General features: G+C 52.6%; 16 protein-coding genes. 12 read left to right on the top strand and 4 right to left on the bottom strand.

Annotated elements, in window-relative coordinates:
• Nucleotides 1–163 precede the first annotated feature (163 nt).
• The 3 genes from D3P09_RS08685 (at nt 164) to pruA (ending at nt 3,175) form a co-directional block, all read left to right on the top strand.
• Entirely contained in the window at nt 164–1,096 is a 933-nt protein-coding gene (locus tag D3P09_RS08685) for a manganese-dependent inorganic pyrophosphatase (RefSeq protein WP_120109012.1), read from the top strand.
• Between the two features lie 125 nt (nt 1,097–1,221).
• Nucleotides 1,222–1,521 carry a DUF6509 family protein gene (locus tag D3P09_RS08680; RefSeq protein WP_120109010.1) on the top strand — a complete coding sequence of 100 codons (300 nt, stop codon included), beginning with the start codon at nt 1,222–1,224 and terminating at the stop codon, nt 1,519–1,521.
• Between the two features lie 106 nt (nt 1,522–1,627).
• Nucleotides 1,628–3,175 carry an L-glutamate gamma-semialdehyde dehydrogenase gene (gene pruA / locus D3P09_RS08675; RefSeq protein WP_120109008.1) on the top strand — a complete coding sequence of 516 codons (1,548 nt, stop codon included), beginning with the start codon at nt 1,628–1,630 and terminating at the stop codon, nt 3,173–3,175.
• On the opposite strand, the gene D3P09_RS08670 is transcribed toward pruA, so the two are convergent.
• The gene (locus tag D3P09_RS08670; protein WP_120109006.1) at nt 3,172–3,816 is read right to left on the bottom strand and encodes a metal-dependent hydrolase; all 645 of its coding nucleotides are present in this window, start codon (nt 3,814–3,816) and stop codon (nt 3,172–3,174) included. The genes pruA and D3P09_RS08670 overlap by 4 nt on opposite strands.
• Nucleotides 3,817–3,959: 143 nt before the next feature.
• Nucleotides 3,960–4,121: a hypothetical protein gene (locus D3P09_RS27610; RefSeq protein ID WP_165867359.1), complete on the bottom strand. Its 162-nt coding sequence runs from the start codon at nt 4,119–4,121 to the stop codon at nt 3,960–3,962.
• Between the two features lie 196 nt (nt 4,122–4,317).
• On the opposite strand from D3P09_RS27610, the gene D3P09_RS08665 reads away from it, so the two are divergent.
• Complete coding sequence (locus tag D3P09_RS08665; RefSeq protein WP_120109004.1) at nt 4,318–4,686, top strand: ArsR/SmtB family transcription factor; 369 nt, start codon at nt 4,318–4,320, stop codon at nt 4,684–4,686.
• 616 nt (nt 4,687–5,302) lie between these two features.
• Complete coding sequence (locus tag D3P09_RS08660; protein ID WP_120109002.1) at nt 5,303–6,433, top strand: cation diffusion facilitator family transporter; 1,131 nt, start codon at nt 5,303–5,305, stop codon at nt 6,431–6,433.
• A gap of 621 nt (nt 6,434–7,054) precedes the next feature.
• On the opposite strand, the gene D3P09_RS08655 is transcribed toward D3P09_RS08660, so the two are convergent.
• On the bottom strand, nt 7,055–8,176 hold the full coding sequence (locus D3P09_RS08655; RefSeq protein WP_243644006.1) for an ABC transporter permease: 1,122 nt from the start codon (nt 8,174–8,176) through the stop codon (nt 7,055–7,057).
• Nucleotides 8,177–8,180: 4 nt separating this feature from the next.
• Nucleotides 8,181–9,137 (bottom strand): ABC transporter ATP-binding protein, encoded by a 957-nt coding sequence (locus D3P09_RS08650; protein WP_243644005.1) that lies wholly within the window; start codon nt 9,135–9,137, stop codon nt 8,181–8,183.
• 198 nt (nt 9,138–9,335) lie between these two features.
• On the opposite strand from D3P09_RS08650, the gene D3P09_RS08645 reads away from it, so the two are divergent.
• From D3P09_RS08645 to D3P09_RS08615, 7 genes are all read left to right on the top strand, one after another.
• The gene (locus tag D3P09_RS08645) at nt 9,336–10,262 is read left to right on the top strand and encodes a DMT family transporter (protein ID WP_120109000.1); all 927 of its coding nucleotides are present in this window, start codon (nt 9,336–9,338) and stop codon (nt 10,260–10,262) included.
• Nucleotides 10,263–10,363: 101 nt separating this feature from the next.
• Nucleotides 10,364–12,094 (top strand): ABC transporter ATP-binding protein, encoded by a 1,731-nt coding sequence (locus D3P09_RS08640; RefSeq protein WP_120108998.1) that lies wholly within the window; start codon nt 10,364–10,366, stop codon nt 12,092–12,094.
• Complete coding sequence (locus D3P09_RS08635; protein ID WP_120108996.1) at nt 12,091–13,983, top strand: ABC transporter ATP-binding protein; 1,893 nt, start codon at nt 12,091–12,093, stop codon at nt 13,981–13,983. Before D3P09_RS08640 ends, D3P09_RS08635 begins: the two co-directional genes overlap by 4 nt.
• Before the next feature lie 558 nt (nt 13,984–14,541).
• Entirely contained in the window at nt 14,542–15,114 is a 573-nt protein-coding gene (locus D3P09_RS08630) for a hypothetical protein (protein ID WP_120108994.1), read from the top strand.
• Entirely contained in the window at nt 15,111–16,601 is a 1,491-nt protein-coding gene (locus D3P09_RS08625; protein WP_120108992.1) for a methyl-accepting chemotaxis protein, read from the top strand. The genes D3P09_RS08630 and D3P09_RS08625 overlap by 4 nt, the downstream gene beginning before the upstream one ends.
• A gap of 487 nt (nt 16,602–17,088) precedes the next feature.
• A complete protein-coding gene (locus D3P09_RS08620) occupies nt 17,089–17,268 on the top strand; it encodes a YezD family protein (protein WP_120110639.1) in 180 nt (59 codons plus the stop codon).
• Nucleotides 17,269–17,420: 152 nt separating this feature from the next.
• On the top strand, nt 17,421–18,353 hold the full coding sequence (locus tag D3P09_RS08615) for an AEC family transporter (RefSeq protein WP_120108990.1): 933 nt from the start codon (nt 17,421–17,423) through the stop codon (nt 18,351–18,353).
• Nucleotides 18,354–18,371: the final 18 nt, after the last annotated feature.

Genomic DNA, 18,371 nt, shown 5'->3' with positions numbered 1-18,371 from the left:
TATGGTAGGCAGCCGCATTTTTTTTGCATTTAATTCAGTGTAAAGGTATAGGAATAAGGTGGACTTAAGGTTATAATCGGTAATAGTGTATAATCAATTCAAACGGGCTGACGCGAGCGAATGGTCGCGAGGGGCCAAATCTATTCGTTAAGGAGTATGGATCATGGCAAAAACGCTTATTTTCGGGCACAAAAACCCGGACACGGACACAATTACTTCGGCAATCGCGTATGCGGAGCTGAAAAGCAAGCTGGGTGCTGACGTTGAAGCGGTTCGCCTCGGCGAAGTGAACGGCGAGACGCAATACGCGCTGAACTACTTCGGCATTGCAGCGCCGCGTCTGGTAGAGAACGTTGCAGACGAAGTGAAGGACGTTATACTTGTCGACCATAACGAGCGCCAGCAAAGCGCCAACGACATTGATAAAGTGCGCGTTGTTGAAGTTATCGACCATCACCGCATTGCGAACTTTGAGACAGCTGGCCCGCTGTACTTCCGCGCTGAGCCCGTTGGCTGCACAGCTACGATTTTGAACAAGCTGTACAAGGAAAACGGCATTGCCATCCGCAAAGAAATCGCAGGCCTGATGCTTTCCGCTATTATCTCGGATTCCCTGTTGTTCAAATCCCCGACTTGCACGGAGCAAGACGTTGCGGCAGCTCGCGAGCTTGCAGAGATCGCAGGCGTGGACGCGGATGCTTACGGATTGGACATGCTTAAAGCAGGCGCTGATCTGAGTGACAAAACCATCGAGCAATTGATTTCCCTGGATGCGAAGGAATTCGCAATGGGCAGCTACAAGGTTGAAATCGCGCAAGTGAACGCGGTGGATACGAATGATGTGCTGAACCGTCAAGCGGAGCTGGAGAGCGCGCTGAACGGAATCATCGCAGCGAAAGGCCTTGATCTGTTCGTGCTTGTTGTTACAGACATCTTGAACAACGACTCTATTGCGCTGGCGCTTGGCAACAAAGCGGAAGCAGTCGAGAAAGCATACAATGTATCGCTCGAAAACAACAAAGCGCTGCTGAAAGGCGTCGTATCCCGCAAATCGCAGATCGTTCCGGTTCTGACGGAAACGCTGAGCGCGCTGTAAGTTTTACGCGAATACTTCTCAATGATATGAGGCAGTCCACAGCTTCTTTTATGAAGCTTTGGGCTGCTTTTTGCGTTATACTTGTATGTGCCCGTGATGCAGGGGCAAGATCAGGAGGATACGATATGTTCGAAATTAGAGAATACACGATTGAACGGATGAAGGATCCGTTTGGCATTTTGACGGGAGAGCGCTATGAGCTGTTGCTGGAGCTTGAGGTGGATGAAGAGGACGAGCTTTATTCGGAAGAGGGCGTACGATTGCGTGTCGTCTATATGAAGGATGATGAAGCTTCGCGAATCGTCAAATATGAATTTCTGAATGCGGCTAGAGGCTCTTATATCGATATGGAGATGACGGAGGAAGAAGAGCAGTTCATCGATGCGTTCTGCAAGGAGCAGGTTGCCCAGCCGATCGAGGACTAGACTTGCGCCGGAGTTTGTTATGAGCGGCCTCTCTCCCGCATAAAGTTCAAGAAGAGCAACTTTACACCGGGTGTGAAGTGAACCTTATGCATAGGGGGAGATGACTGTGCGGGAACCGTTTCGGAACGAGCCGTTTACCGATTTCACCCAGAGCGATGCCATTGCCGAGTTTCAGGCTGCGCTGCGGATTGTTGAATCACAGCTTGGCCGGGAGTATCATCTGAAGATTGGCTCCGATTATGTGGAAACGACGACGAAACGGAAGTCGATCAACCCTGCTGAAATTAAACAAACGGTCGGAACGGTATCGCAGGCCGATACGGAGCATGCTCATCGAGCGATGCTGTCAGCCGCAGCTGCGTTTGAACAATGGAAACGGGTCGCTCCGTCTGCCAGGGCGCGCGTGCTGTACAAAGCAGCTGCTATATTGCGCCGCAGAAAACACGAGTTTTCCGCATGGCTCGTCTACGAGGCGGGCAAGTCCTGGACGGAGGCCGACGGAGATACGGCGGAAGCGATCGATTTCATGGAATATTACGGAAGAGAAATGGAGCGATTGTCCGAGCGGCAGCCGCTTATTCCGCTTTCTGGCGAAGACAACGAGCTGGTGTATATTCCGCTTGGCGTCGGAATCGTGATTCCGCCATGGAATTTCCCGCTTGCGATTATGGCTGGCATGACCATGGCCTCTGTGGTGGCGGGAAATACGGTCGTGCTGAAGCCGGCCAGTCCAACGGCTGTCATCGCAGCGAAGTTCGTAGAGCTGCTGGCGGAAGCGGGGCTGCCGGACGGCGTGGTGAATTATTTGCCTGGCGCGGGCGGAGAAATCGGCGACTTCCTGGTAGAGCATTCGCTAACAAGGTTCATCTGTTTTACCGGCTCCAGGGAGGTCGGGGTCCGCATTAATGAACGGGCGGCTGCAGCGAAGGGTGACCAGCGCTGGATCAAGCGCGTTATTGCAGAGATGGGCGGCAAGGATACGATCATTGTCGCGGAGGACGCTGATCTGGATTTGGCGGCGGAAGCGATCACGGCGTCCGCATTCGGGTATTCCGGCCAGAAGTGCTCCGCATGCTCGCGGGCGGTGGTTGAGGAATCGGTCTATGAAGCCCTGCTGGAAAAGGTAGTGGAGCGTACGCAAGCGCTGGTCATGGGGAATCCGGCGGAGCTATCCACAATGGTTGGTCCTGTTATCGACGAGAGGGCCTATATGAATATATTGAAATACATCAGCATTGGGAAATCGGAAGGGACATTGGTGCTGGGCGGGGGGAAGGGAAGCAGCTCCGGATACTTCATTGAGCCGACGATTATTCGGGATGTTATGCCTTATGCGCAGATTGCGCAGGAGGAAATATTCGGGCCTGTGCTCGCCTTCATCAAGGCCGCGAATTTCGATGCGGCGCTTGATATTGCGAACAATACGGAATATGGCTTGACTGGAGCGGTGATCTCGCGCGATCGGGCGAGGCTGGAGCAGGCGAGGGAGCAATTCCATGTCGGCAACTTGTACTTTAACCGCAAGTGCACAGGCGCCCTAGTCGGTGTCCATCCCTTCGGCGGCTTCAATATGTCGGGGACCGACTCCAAGGCTGGGGGCAGAGATTATTTGCTGCTGCTGACCCAAGCCAAGGTCGTATCGGAACGCTTCTAGAGCTTCAGCTTAATGGATTTTTTCATTAGCGGATACAGCCACTTCACGCCGCTTGGCGTGAGGGTATCCGCGGCAAGATGGGACAAGTACCCCAGCATGGCGGTAACTGCGATGCCGTCCAGCTTCAAGTATTGCTCGAGTCCCAGTCCCAGCCACCACCATATCGGAAGCATCCATACGGTATGGGTCATGCCCCGATGCTTCAGCCATGGGGCGATAATGACGAATATGCCAAGTCCGGTTAGCCACAGCTCATCCATCGATGTGCCCAGCGAGACGAGGTATACCCCGACTGCGCTGACGAGGGCGTTGCGGATTGCGCCTTGCTTCATAGTCAGCCCCATTAATACGGCGGCAAGGCTGCCGCCAGCTGCCAGCGGCGGGATCGGCTTGCCGGACAGCCATAATAATAAAATGATGCCAAGATACAGGATGCCGCCCCAAAGCGCGACTTCCCTAATTTTTTTGCTGGCCTTCGTAATTTTGCTGCTTAGAATGCTTGGGCCGTCAAGATCCGGGCATAGTGCGGAGAATGCCGCAATGCCGATATACATATGACTCTCTGACAAGTCGGACGAATAGAGGGCCGCAGCGCCTGCGCCGACAACCGCCCCGATTGCCAGATGGGTTTTTCCTCTCATGAAACCTCCGTAGTTGCTATTCGTGATGATTGGAATGATAACGCCCGGCTCCGTACATTTGTGTAATTCCTGATGAACAGGCAAGAATGGAACCGTGTTGATTCGGCCTGGCGTGATGTTGATCGAATGCTGCTCGTCTGCGGTTACAGATGTTCCTTGTTGACCTGTTCGTTGCGGACCATCTGCTCCAGCTTTTCAACGAGCTTGTCGTGGACGGGATCTCTTTTGCGCAAGCCCCACAATGACTTTCGTTTCTCGGTTTGAAGCAGTTTAAGCAAGTACAGTTTTTCCTTTAGCGTGAACATAATAAGGCCAGCCTCCTCTCGTCTTTACGTTATGCTCGCTCATAAGGTTAACTATGCTTTCATTATAGTAGATTCCGGCTTTTGATGAAATGTCAGGGCCTTGCCATGGCAGCTGTCTTCCCTTCATAGTGGCAGTGTTGCAAGCCTAATGCTATAATGGGGGCAATAATTCAGATCAGATGTGGTGGGATGCCGGATGGAAAATGGAATTGCGCCAGCAGCATGCGACGACACATGCGCAGGTACGGAAGCGGATATTGGCAGCGTTAAGGAGAAACTGGTTGACGATACAACGGCGATCGAGCTCGCCGATTTGTTCAAGGCGCTCGGCGATCCGACGCGGATACGGATTATTCATGCGCTCCTGCAGTCCGAGCTGTGCGTGCATGACCTGACCCAAGTGCTCGGGATGGGGCAATCCGCTATATCCCATCAACTGCGGCTGCTTCGCAATATGCGCATCGTGAAGCGGCGCAAGGTTGGGAAGACCGTGTTCTATTCCCTGGACGACGATCATGTGGAGCAATTGATCGTGTTGACGCTTCAGCATTTGAAGCATGAATAGCTGGCAGAATACTATGCAAGTTTGAATAATAGGTGTTGGCTAGAAACCACGCGTTTTGCCGAACTCCCGTATGGGGGGCGGCGGCGCGTGGTTTTTTGTGTGCCTAATGGAGAAGCTGATAGGAAGGGGAGGCGGTAGGATGGAACCTGCCACCCACTTGCCGGGTGTAGAGAGCAAACTATTGCTTATTGCCCGCTTCTGCGAAAGTAGTGACACACGAACGGGTTGCCGCTTTCTCGAAAGCGGTGACAAGCGAACTGCCTTGCAGCTTTCCACGAAAGCGGTGAGACGCGAACCGTCTGCGGCTTCTACGAAAGCGATGACAACCGAACCACCTTGTTGCTTCTGCGAAAGAGGTGACACTCGGAGCGTCTGCCGCTTCTACGAAAGTGGTGGGACGCGAACCGTCTGCGGCTTCTACGAAAGTGGTGACAATCGAACCGCCTTGTAGCTTCCACGAAAGTGGTGACAACCGGACCGCCTTGTCACGTGGCGGAAGCTGCACCGGTGAAAAGCTTTAAAACAATAGTTGCCAAGAGGAAATGAATAACATATAATACATATGAGCATATATTCATATATTAATTTGTGTAGGGATACAAGAGGAGGAAACGGTATGAGTACGACAAATACAAGGGGCGGTATCGGCAAAGCAATCGTCGGATCAGGCAATGCGAAGCAGCTGCGTCACGGCGACGGTCATTCGCACAGCCATAATGCAGATACACATAAGCATGAACGTAAACTCTCGCAACATCAGAGCCATTCACATGCACATAGCCACACTCACAATCAAAAAGGTTCACACGCACAAAACCACAATCATGGGCACTCGCATTCACACGGGCATTCTCATTCGCACGGACACCATCATCATGGTCCGAACAATAAAGCTGGGCTGCTCATAGCGCTCATAATTACATCTACGATCATGATTCTGGAGTTTGTCGGCGGGCTCGTCACTAATTCGTTGGCGCTGCTGTCAGACTCCGGCCACATGCTAAGCGATGCCGGAGCCTTAGCGCTAAGTCTGGTTGCTATGTGGTTCGCGGCAAGACCGGCATCTCCCAACAAAACATATGGCTTCTACCGGTTTGAGATACTTGCTGCTTTGCTGAATGGAGTAACGTTATTCGTCATTGCAGGATTTATCGTAGCCGAAGCCATTGAGCGTTTCCAGGACCCGCCTACTGTTGCCAGCGGTTCCATGATGATTATCGCAAGCATCGGCTTGCTTGCCAATCTGGCCAGCGCATGGACTTTGATGCGCAAGGGTGATGTTCATGGCAATCTGAATGTCCGAAGCGCATACTTGCATGTGTTGGGCGATGCGCTTGGCTCGGTGGGCGCGATCATAGCAGGACTTCTAATGATGTTGTTCAACTGGTACATTGCCGATCCAATCATTAGCGTTGTTGTTGCCCTCCTTATCTTGAAAAGCGCATGGGGAGTCATCAAGTCCACCGTTCATATTCTTATGGAAGGAACGCCGATCACGATTGATGCGGATAGAGTTAAGGAAGTGCTTCTCGGGATCAGCGGCGTTAAGGACGTTCACGACCTCCATATCTGGACGATTACATCCGGCCTGGATTCGTTATCATGCCATGTGTTGATTGAGGACACCGTAAGCAGCCAAGCGGTTCTTCAGGAAGCTGTGCGACGCATCGAGCAAGAGTTCCAAATCCAGCACACCACCATTCAGGTGGAAAAGTCGCATCTCCAGCACGCCGAGATGAAGGTATAACCGTCGTATCTGCTAATTTCTGGTTAATGCGGGGAGACAGAAAAATAGTGCTGCTACACACTTATACATGTCAAAGAGGCGCCGATACGTAAAAAGTGTCGGAGACGCGAAAATAGCGCCGCTACACACCGTTGCACGCGCCAAAGTGGCAGAAATGCTAAAATAGCGCCGTTACACACCGTTGCACGAGCGAAAGTGGCGGAAATGCTAAAATAGCGCCGTTACACACCGTTGCACGAGCGAAAGTGGCGGAAATGCTAAAATAGCGCCGTCACACACCGTTGCACGCGCGAAAGTGGCAAAAATGCGAAAATAGCGCCGTCACACACCGTTGCACGCGCCAAAGTGGCGGAAATACGCAAATAGCGCCGCCACACACCGTTGCACGCGCGAAAGTGGCAAAAATGCTAAAATAGCGCCGTCACACACCGCTACACGCGTCGAAGTGGCAGAAATACGCAAATAGCGCCGCCCGACACCGTTAATCGCACGAAAGGGCAGTTCCTTGTCGTCATCGACAACTTGGAACTGCCCTTTTCATGTGTCCTGCTGATTGCAGCAACGGCAAGCTCACATTAATGTCCTGCAGACTGCAGCAGCGGCAAGCTTGCACCATCGCCGCTACCTCGTAGCGGCGATGGATTTGGAGCGGTAGATTTGCGAGCCGAGGAGGAAGCAGACGACTCCCCAGATGGCCATGATGCTCATGCCGAGCCAGAAGGTGCTGGACATGACGCCGTTGGCGTAGATAAGTCCGTCGCGCAGACCGTCTACGAAGTAAGTGAGCGGCAGCATTTTCGGAACGGCTTGAAGCCACTCCGGCAAAGTCTCCACCGGGAAGAAGACGCCGCTGAGGAACATCATAAGCATGCTGGAAATATTGGCGACGCCCATGTAAGCCTCCATAGTTTTGCTGAAGGAGGAGAATAGATAGCCCATCGCATTGAAGACCAATGCGCCAACAAAGAAGGCGATCGCCAGGCTGGCCAAGTTGATATGCAGATTCGCGCCAAAGGCGAACACGCCGACTAGGCCGAGAATCACGACCTGAATGACGCCGAGCATCAAGCGGACAATCATGCCTGCAAGCCCGAACAGCCCCATCCTGGCAGGCGTCATCCGCAGCCGCTTGAGCAGTCCGCGCTTGCGCATATCGACCAGCTCCACCATGCCGAATAGTCCGCCTTGGGCTAGGGACAACCCGATCATGCCCGTCATCAGAAAATCCTGATAATTCGTATCGTCGGATGCCGAGGTGATGGAGTCCATGCTGATGGTGTATGTAGCCGTAGCGCCGACAGCGGCAAGATTGGCCTGCTGGATGAATCGTTCCAGAATGCCGGATATCGCTTGAGTCGTCGCGCTGCCTTCCCGCTCGCGGTTCACAATTAATCCGACCTCGGACACTCCTTCCGTCTCCGGAAGAACGATCAGTGCGTCGATATCTTTCTTCTCGACCCATTCTCTGCCTTGTTCCAGAGTAATCGGCGTCTCTTCTTTCATCGCAAAGACCGGTATTTGCTGCAATTGCGAGAGCAGTGCGCCCGACGAAGCATTAGGCACCGGATCAGCTACGGCGATTGTCGCTTTGAAGCTGCTGCTAGAGCCGCTTCCTCCGAATATAATCATGAATAAGACCATTAGGATAATAGGGAAAAAGATATTCCAAAACCATACCTGCTTCTCCCTGAACATCATCTTCAGCTGTGCGGTGAACATGCTGGCGAATTGCTTGGCAGCCATAGCCTTAATCCCTCCATTCCTTGCCGGTGAAGGCGATAAATACGTCCTCCAGGCTCATCTCGCGGATCGAGATCTGTTCGACGCGGTAACCGCGGTCTTTTGTAAATCCGAATAGCTCATATAGCGTTTCTTCCGGCTTTGTGGTCCATATCTGCAAGGAGTCGCCCGCAAGCTCTGTGCGTACGACTGCATGATGCGCCCGCGCCACTTCATCGGCAGCAGCGGCTGCCGCAGCGCCATCCAGGAAGGACAACCGAACTTCGCGCTCCTTGGTCAAGCTGTCGATCAGGGCGGAAGGCGTATCGAGCGCCACGATTTGGCCTTGGTCGACGATGCAGACGCGATCGCTCAGCTTCTCGGCTTCCTCCATGTAATGGGTTGTAAGAATGGTTGTTTTGCCGAGCTTCTTCAGCTTCAGGATGATATCCCAAATGTTGCGGCGTGCCTGAGGATCAAGCCCGGTGGTGGGCTCATCCAGAAATATGATCTGCGGGTCATTCACCATAGCGAGTCCGATTGCGAGACGCTGCTGCTGGCCGCCGGACAGCTTCTTGACGTGCCGGTTTCGCTGGTCGGTCAGATTGATCATCTCCATCACTTCAGCGGCGGAACGGGATTTGGGATAAAAGGTGGCGAACAGCTCCAGATTTTCCTCGACGGTAAGCAGATCGAAGATGGCGCTGGACTGCGGCTGCACGCCGATGTTGTATTTGATCCCTTCGGCATCCCTGCCCCAGCTCTTGTCTCCAAACCTGATGACGCCGGCATCCGGGGGCAGCAAGCCTTCGATCATTTCTAGAGTGGTCGTTTTGCCGGCGCCGTTCGGTCCGATAATAGTGAAGATCTCTCCGGCTTCGACGGAGAAGCTGATGCTCTCCACGGCCCTCACATCACCGAATGACTTGCGCAGATTCTGGACTTCCAATACGGGCATGTCGTCAATCGCTCCTTTTTTCAGCATAGTGTGTACTTCTCTTTATTGTAGTGCCGCCATAAAGCCGGAGCCCAGCGTCCTGAGCCTGCTTTTCTCTCGGTCTCCAGACGGATATGGCATGCCAGGCAGTAGGAATCCTGCTCGTATCAATGCTATGATTAGGAGTGTTCTGTCATACATATTACGACTTCATGGTCTTCTTAGCGGAAGGAGCAGCAAACTTTTATGTGGATTACCTTTTCTATCTTCGCGGCAATCAGCTTTGGCCTTCGGGGCATTCTCTATCACTGGACCAGCCAAAAGCCGCTTAACCGCAATGCGCTTCTATGCGGCACGTTCGTTATGGGAGCGCTTGTTAATCTCATTATCTCGCTATCCATCTCATCAACATGGTCCCTTGCCTGTCTGATCGGCATCCAAATGGGGCTGTTCTCCTTTGGAGGCAATGCCAGCATGTTCAAGGGATTTGCAGTAGGGAAGGCGTCATTGGTGGCGGTGCTTACCTCGCTTCCATCGGTTGTAGTCGTCATCATGGCTTTTTTCATGTGGAATGAAAGACTTCATCTCATGCAGCTGATCGCATTTCTTATTATTGTGGGCGGCGTGCTGTTAGTCCGGTATTCCAATGACTTGTCTCTAAAAGATTTGAAAGGGGCGCAATGGGGCATCCTGGCGACGCTGCTGTTCGCAGGCAATGATCTGTCGGGCAAATGGTCGACGATGATGGGAGCGGAGCTGTATCCGAGCATGTTCATGCTGTTCACTACTGGAGCGATTTGCTTCGGCCTCTGGTGGATGAAGGATAGGCGGGCGGAGGCATCGGAGGCGAGGGCCCAGATTGCGGCAGCATCTGCAATGCCCGCTCAAGTGAACACTGGCATGGTGGCTTCTTCGGCCAAAACTTCTCGCTGGAGCGACAAACGGACATTCCTGATCGGCATGGCGGTCGGCACGACGAATACGCTGGGCATGATGCTCATTATTACAGCGTTCGGCTTGGGCAAGGCAGGACTGGTATCCGCTGTTGTGGCGCTGAATGTGCTTATTGTGCTTTTATATACCCGATTTATCGTCAAAGATAGATTTACACGCACCGAAATTGCAGGCATCGTGTTGTCGTTTCTCGGCATCATGCGGCTGTTCGGCGCTTGACTTCAGGCAATACTGATAAAATTGAAACCGGCCTCTTAATCTGTATAATTAAACTATTGAATAGTTTACAACTTAAGTTTTTAGGGAGATGAGCCGGAAGCATGTTGAAGCTGTTTCGTTTTCTTAAGCCCTACCGCATGGTTATCGTGCTGGTCATGGTGCTTATCCTGCTGCAGTCGCTAGCCGAGCTGTACCTGCCAACCTTAATGGCGGATATCGTCAATTTGGGTGTGGTCGAAGGGGATACCGCCTACATCTGGCGGATGGGCGGCTACATGATGGGAGTGACGGTCATCGGTACGATCGTCTCCGTGCTGGCGAGCCTGTATGCCTCGCGGATTTCATCAGGGTTTGGCCGCATTGTAAGAGGCAAGGTATTTGCGCATGTAGAGAGCTTCTCGATGCACGAATTCGACAAGATCGGGACGGCGTCGATGATTACGCGCACGACCAATGACATTAACCAGGTGCAGCAAGTATTGATGATGATGCTTCGCCTGATGGTCATGGCTCCGATGATGTGTATTGGCGGCATTATTATGGCGCTGTACAAGGATGCGCAGCTGACGCTGGTGCTGCTGGTCGCTCTGCCGGTGCTGGCCGGGGCAATCTGGCTTATTGTCGCCAAAGGCTTGCCGTATTTCAAGGCGATCCAGAAGAAGCTCGATCGGCTTAATCTGGTGCTGCGCGAGGGTTTGATGGGGATTCGCGTCATTCGTTCCTTCAACCGTACGGAGCATGAGAGAGGCCGGTTCGAGGATGCGAACCGCGATCTGATGAACACCGCTGTGAAGGTGAATCAGATTATGGCGGTCATGATGCCGGTTATGATGCTCATAATGAATCTATCGACAATTGCTATTGTCTGGTTCGGCGGCTGGCGCATCGATAGCGGCGCCATGGGCGTAGGCGATCTGATGGCCTTCATTCAGTATGCGATGCAGATCATGTTCTCGCTGCTCATGTTCTCCATGATGTTCGTCATGGTGCCGAGAGCATCCGCGTCCGCAGTCCGGATTGGCGAAGTGCTGGAGCTTCAGCCGTCCGTCACCGATCCAAGCGGATCCGCTTCTGCGCCCCGCCATTCTTCGGGTGTCGTTGAGTTCGATAATGTCTCGTTCAGTTATCCGGGCGCGGAGCGTCCGGCGCTTTCGGATATCAGCTTCCGAGCGGTGCCTGGAGAAGTGACGGCCATTATTGGCGGGACGGGCTCGGGCAAAAGCACGCTTATCCATCTGATTCCGAGATTTTTTGATGCGGCGTCGGGCTCGGTTCGAATTGGGGGCACGGACGTCAAGAGCTTGTCTCAGGATCAGCTGAGGAAGCATATCGCTCTTGTTCCGCAGAAGGCTGTCTTGTTCTCCGGTTCGGTGCAGGACAATATTCGCTACGGCAAAGAGGATGCCACAGACGAAGAAGTCCGTGAGGCTGCCAAGACGGCGCAAGCGCTTGAATTTATCGAGTCGATGCCGGAAGGCTTTGATGCCGTGCTCGCGCAAGGAGGGGCTAACCTGTCCGGCGGGCAAAAGCAGCGCTTGTCCATCGCGCGCGCCCTGGTACGCAAGCCGAGCATCTATCTGTTCGATGACAGCTTCTCCGCGCTTGATTACAAGACGGATGCCAAGCTGAGAGCTGCGCTTAAGGGAGTGACGACCGATGCGGCAGTTCTGATTGTCGCGCAGCGGGTCAGCACCGTCATGGACGCCGACCGGATTATTGTGCTTGATGAAGGCAGAATTGCGGGCGTCGGCACTCACCGGGAGCTGATGGAGGGCAGCGAGATATATCGCGAGATTGTAGCATCGCAGCTGTCAGAGGAGGAGAGCGCATGAGCGAGCATCAGCAAAGAAAAGGCCGCGGCGGGAAAGGCCCTGGCGGCGGCCCGATGGGCTTCGGACCAGGCGGCCCTGGCATGATGCCGGGGCAAAAGCCGAAGCAGTTCAAAGCGTCATTCAAACGTCTGGCAGGATACTTGAAGCCATTCCGGCTGCAGTTGGCGCTGGTATTGGCTGCTGCAATTCTGAGCACCGTATTCTCCATCTTCAGTCCGAAAATATTGGGCAAAGCGACCGATGAGCTGTTCAACGGTCTGATGGCGAAGTTTAAAGGAGTGCCTGGCGCGGCGATTGATTTCGAGGCGATCGCGTTCATTCTGGCCCTCTTGGCGGGATTGTATGTCGTCAGTTCTCTCTTTGCGTTTTTCCAGCAATACCTGATGGCTGGCGTAGCCCAGAAAGTCGTATACCGGCTTCGGAACGAAGTGAACGAGAAGCTGGGCAAGCTTCCGCTTAAGTTTTTTGACGCCAGATCCAACGGTGATATATTAAGCCGCGTGGTTAATGACGTGGACAACATCAGCAACACCCTTCAGCAAAGCTTGACGCAGATCATTACCTCTGTCGTGACGCTTGTCGGCGTTATCATTATGATGCTGACGATCAGTCCTTTGCTGACGCTCATTCTTGTCTTGACCTTGCCGCTGAGCTTTATCGTCATTGCGATGGTGGCGAAGCGCTCTCAGGTGTATTTCAAAAGCCAGCAAGCCGAGCTTGGCGAGCTGAACGGCCATGTAGAGGAAATGTATACGGGCCATACGATCGTCAAAGCGTTCGGGCGGGAACGCAAGTCGATCGAGCAATTCGAAACCATTAATGACCGGCTCTATCAATCTAGCTGGCGCGCCCAGTTCATATCTGGCATTATCATGCCGCTGATGAACCTGATCGGCAATATCGGCTATGTGTTCATTTGTGTGGTCGGAGGCATCCTCGTTACGCGCCAGACGATTACCGTCGGGGATATCCAGGCGTTCATCCAGTATGCCCGCCAGTTCACGATGCCGATTACGCAGACGGCGAATATTGCCAACATTATTCAATCGACGATTGCCTCGGCGGAGCGTGTCTTCGAGCTGCTGGACGAGGAGGAGGAATCTCCGGAGCCGGCGCGCCCTGTCGCATTGTCCTCGCCTAGGGGCGATGTGGAGTTCCGCGGTGTTCAATTCGGCTACAAGGCAGACGCACTGCTGATCGAGGATATGAACATAGCCGTCAAGAGCGGCCAGACGGTCGCCATAGTCGGCCCGACCGGAGCAGGCAAGACGACGCTCGTCAATCTGCTGATGCGCTTCTATGAGCTGAATGGCGGGGAGATCACGATCGACGGGCGAAATATTCGCGAGATGGAGCGGGGCAGCCTGCGCAGCTTGTTCGGCATGGTGCTTCAGGATACGTGGCTGTTCAACGGCACGATCAGGGACAACATCGCATACGGCCGCGCATCGGCGACGGAAGCGGAGGTTGTCGAGGCGGCTATGGCCGCCCATGCCGACCACTTCATCCGGACGCTGCCGGAAGGCTATGATACGGTGCTGAACGAGGAAGCCTCCAATATCTCGCAAGGGCAGAAGCAGCTGCTCACGATTGCGCGGGCTATTCTGGCCGATCCTCCGATTCTTATTCTTGATGAGGCGACAAGCAGCGTCGATACGCGCACGGAGCTGCAGATCCAGCAGGCGATGCAGCATCTGATGGCGGGCCGTACCAGCTTCGTAATCGCCCACAGGCTGTCGACGATTCGCGATGCCGACCTCATCCTGGTGATGAACAATGGTTCGGTCATCGAGCAAGGCACGCATGAGTCTCTGCTGTCGCAAGGCGGCTTCTACGCCGATCTGTACAACAGCCAGTTTGCAGCAACGAATAATTTGACGGCAGGCTAGAAGCTTATGAGCCTTGGGCCATCCAGTAAAGCGGCATGATGCCGCGAACGCTGGATGGCTTTTTTGCGCTGCCATTTAGCTGCGGAAGTTGTTTTTTTGCAGAAATGATTCTTTTGGTAAGTTTGGCTAGCAGAAGGTCTAGCCTTCAGGCAATGGATGAGAGGGGGAGGACAGCGGCTAGTCCTGCGGTCCGACGGCTTTGATAAGGGTGCTTTGATGCAAAAATACTTTTTTGGTTGGGTTGAAATGGTTTTGCGGCCCGCAAGCGGACTTTCGGAAAATAGCAATTGACCACAAAATCGCGGGATTGATATCGTTAGGTACAACCCGAACCTTCTACTAATAGCAATCTAGCGGCGAGCAATGCGGAAGATTCTGTCCAACATTAAGAACCTGTAAAAACATTGTGATGAGAATAAGTCGAAATTGGTAATTTTACTAACATTAATTTTTAAATTATTAAAAACAGGAACTATAAAACCGATAAATATACAGATCATTCCTGTTTTGCATCAATAATTTATGAATTAATCGGGGAAGGAGCATGTTAAGGGATTCATGTTCAAGGAAGTGGAGAATGAGCTGGAACTGGCGATGTTTAACGGCATATGGACAACCGTATGGAGAGAGAAAGGCTACGAGTTGGAGTTTGCGGATCATGTTCTGGACAGATATCTGATTCTGACGACAGAAGGCTACGGAGGCGGTACGGCCGAGATCAAACCGTACGATATCGCGCTTAGTCCCATTAATGAAGTCGCGCCTTTCCGCGATCATCCTAAAGTGCAATCGGCAGCAGGAGCAGTGGCCGAGATCGATAAGATTGCATTGCTTAAGATGTACAGAAGCACAGGAACGATGCTGTCGGACATCCTGTCAGCCGCCGTACATTGTGCGGAGAAGAGAGGCATGACATATTTCGTCTCCTTGCTGGAGCCAGTCTTTCTTCGGGCGCTTCGAATTACATTTAAGGTGCCGCTAGAAAAAGTGGGAGAGAAAGTGTTTTATAAAGGCGATCATGTAATTCCCGTATTGTTTCATATGGAGGAGATTTATCGCAATAAGGAAAGATATGATTGGCTAAGATATCCTACGCTATTATCTTTGGAGGAACGGGTGAATGTTAGATGATTGACGGGTTAACGGAGTTGGACAAAAGAAACAGGCTCCTGGTCAAAATCGTATGGGGATTGCTCGGGATTGGCATCTTAACCGACATCGCCATAGGCTTGAAAATGGAGCTTATCTTATTGCTTGCCGGTGTAGGCGCGGTGCTGTGCGGCGCGGCTACACTCATGACGTATAAGAAGATTGGCAGCCAGTATGTGAAATACCTGGTGCCTTGCAATCTGACGATAATCGTAACGCTGCTTATCTTATCCGATCCTGCTCCAATAGTGAGCACGTATTTTCTCGTATACGTCAACCTCGCGATTATGACGCTTTATTCGGATTATAAACCGATTATTTTCACCGGAATTCTAGGGGCGGGGCTAAGTACATATTTGTTCGTTGTTCCCGAATATCAGCAGCGCCTGTTCCCTGGCGAATCACTGGTTTATCTTTATTTGTATCTGGCTTTTGCTACAGTCGGACTTGCTTTCTCGGCCCACTTCAGCCAGCGCTTGCAGCGTGAAGTGACAGAGCGCCAGCGTGAGGCGCTGGCGTCGAAGGAGCTTGCGGAGGAGCTGCTCGTGCAGCTTCGCAACTCTATTGGCGTGCTTACAGAATTCAGCCGCGAGCAGCAAGAGCATGCGCATTCCACTGGCGTCATCTCCCGCGAAGTAACAGGCACCTTTGGCGAAATGACGACAGCGATTGAGAAGCAGACCGGAAGCGTGCTTACGATCAATGATTCGGCGCAGCAGATAGAGCAAGGCATCAGGCGTCTCCTGGAAGGAGCGACGCTTCTTCGCAGTTATTCGAAGGAAAATGTCCACCTGGCAGACGAAAACAAAGCGCAGATGGATGTGCTGGCGACGGAGATGGAAGAGCTGCGCAGCATGATTGCGGGCACAGTCTCCATGATGCAATCGCTCCAGCATCAGAATGAGCAAGTGACGAGCATCGTAGACACGATAAGCGATATAGCGGAGCAGACGAATTTGCTGGCGCTTAATGCCGCGATCGAGGCGGCCAGAGCCGGCGAGCATGGCAGAGGCTTTGCGGTCGTCTCAGGCGAGGTGCGCAAGCTGGCGGATCATTCGCGCAGATCGACTAATGAGATTAGCAGCATCCTGTCCTCAATACGCGACCAGATTAACGATGTGTATATGCATGTGGAGCAGGAGCAGACGACGGTTATCAAGAGCAGCGAAGTGACGCGCCAGGCGCGCGAGCTGTTCGAGGGCATGAACGAAAATGCGAAACGTACCGGCGAGCAGGCGAAGCATGTCGGCGAATTCGCCGAGGAGCTGAACGGGCGGTACGGCACGATGGCAGAGGAAATCAACAGCATCGCGGCAACGACGCAGCAAAATATGGGCTCTGTCGAGGAAGTGCTGGCTAGCATGGAGACGCAGCATATGAAGATTGCCAAGATGGTGCAGGAATATATCAGGCTGGACGAGCTGGTGTCCGGTCTGAAGCAATTGTCTGAAGGCAATACCTCGCGTTAATAGGAGCATGAATGTAGGGATATAAGGATGCAAGGTGCAAGAATGCAGGCAAGATAGTATGAAAGCTGTCCCTCTTTAGGGGCAGCTTTTTGTTTTTGAAGAGATTGCCGTCCTGTTGGTTGACAGTATGCGGTGTCGGTGATAACATAAAAGCAATAATTCATACTAAATCAATTGGATTTATTGGTTATATAAACGCATTGACCATTCGAATGGAGATGTATGTTTTCTTTGCTGGACGTTAGCGCAGGCGCGCATGTTCCGGCTTGGGGACTTGCATCTTTTTGTTTTTGCGGGAATGGAGATATTCTAACAAAGATTGTCGTTCATAGTTGCTTTTGCGAGGATGGATATTTACTTCTTTACGGATATGGGTGGCTGGGCAGTCTGACTAGTTTGATAAAGGAGCTTGCTCCAGAGCTATTGCGTGCAGGGCATACTTTGAATGTAGGGCGCGTCTGTAGAATTTTGAGAGGGGAAGATGGAGATGGGACGTACAGTTGAAGTAAATGATGTGTGGTTGAAGCGAATAATAGGGCAGGTGCAGGGGCTGGCTTATGGAACGGTGCAAATTACCGTTCATGACGGGCAGATTGTGCAGATCGACCGGACTGAGCGAAGCCGCTTCGATGTGCTGAAGTCGAAGGACGGCGGCAGGAAGAGATAATAGGGTTGATGCAGTTAGTTCATGAGTTTTATAGATTGAGAGAAATGTTCGGCTTTGGAGACTGCTGCTTCTTTACGCGAGGTCTGGCGGGGGGTAGAATAAGAACCAGCGTGTAAATGCGCAACTTCATCGGAAAGTAGCAGGATGCGGCCATGAGCATTTTTTTTCACATCTTAGTGACAAATGTATTACCAATGGGAATTATGGTCGCGTTAGGCGTTGTGCTGCAGCGATCGTTTTCGTTGGATATTAAGACGCTGTCGAAGCTTAATTTCTATTTGTTTTCACCCGCTATAATGTTTGATCTTATCTATCGGACGGCTATTTCGGTTAGTGTGATTGGCCAGGTTATGCTTTTTTTCGTTATTTTTATGGCGGGCCAATATATTCTGGTAGAATCGGTCGTTCGGGCAAGAGGGTATGAGCCTAGCATGAAGAGTGCAATGCGCAACAGCGTGTTGTTCTACAATAGCGCCAATTATGGCGTGCCGCTGAACCAGCTGGCATTCGCGGGCAGCAAGGAGACGCTGGCGATCCAGGTGCTGATCATGATGACGCAGGCGCTCGTGCCCAATACATACGGCGTCTACAGCGTTAACGCCCATAAGACGGATATGCGGCAAGTATGGAAGACGATCCTGTCTATGCCGATCATTTATGTGATTCCGCTTGCTTTTCTGCTGCGCGGCTTCGAAGTGCCTATCCCGCAGCCGATTGCGACGCCGATCGGGTACTTGTCCGATGCATTCATCGGGACGGCGCTTATCACGCTTGGCGTCCAGCTCGGCAGCATGCAGTGGCGCATTAGCCGTCCGCATCTGATCGATGTCGGCTTATCCGGCTTCCTTAGGCTCATCGCCGGACCGGCGCTAGCATGGCTGATCGTATGGCTCATGGGTCTGGACAAGCTGACCGCCGCCGCTTTGATCGTATCCTCTGCGGTACCGACCTCGCTCAGCAGCGTATTGCTCGCTGTGGAGTTCGACAACGAGAAAGAGTTTGCCTCGCAAACCGTATTCGTCTCCACGCTGATCAGTATCTTCACCGTCACGGCAGTTATCTTCTTCCTGCGGATTGAGGTGTAGGTTCTAAGCCGAGAAACT

This window comes from Paenibacillus pinisoli (assembly GCF_003605435.1).
Classification (GTDB): domain Bacteria; phylum Bacillota; class Bacilli; order Paenibacillales; family Paenibacillaceae; genus Pristimantibacillus; species Pristimantibacillus pinisoli.
Note: the sequence above shows the minus strand (reverse complement) of the source record. Positions and strands in the feature narration are given on the sequence as shown.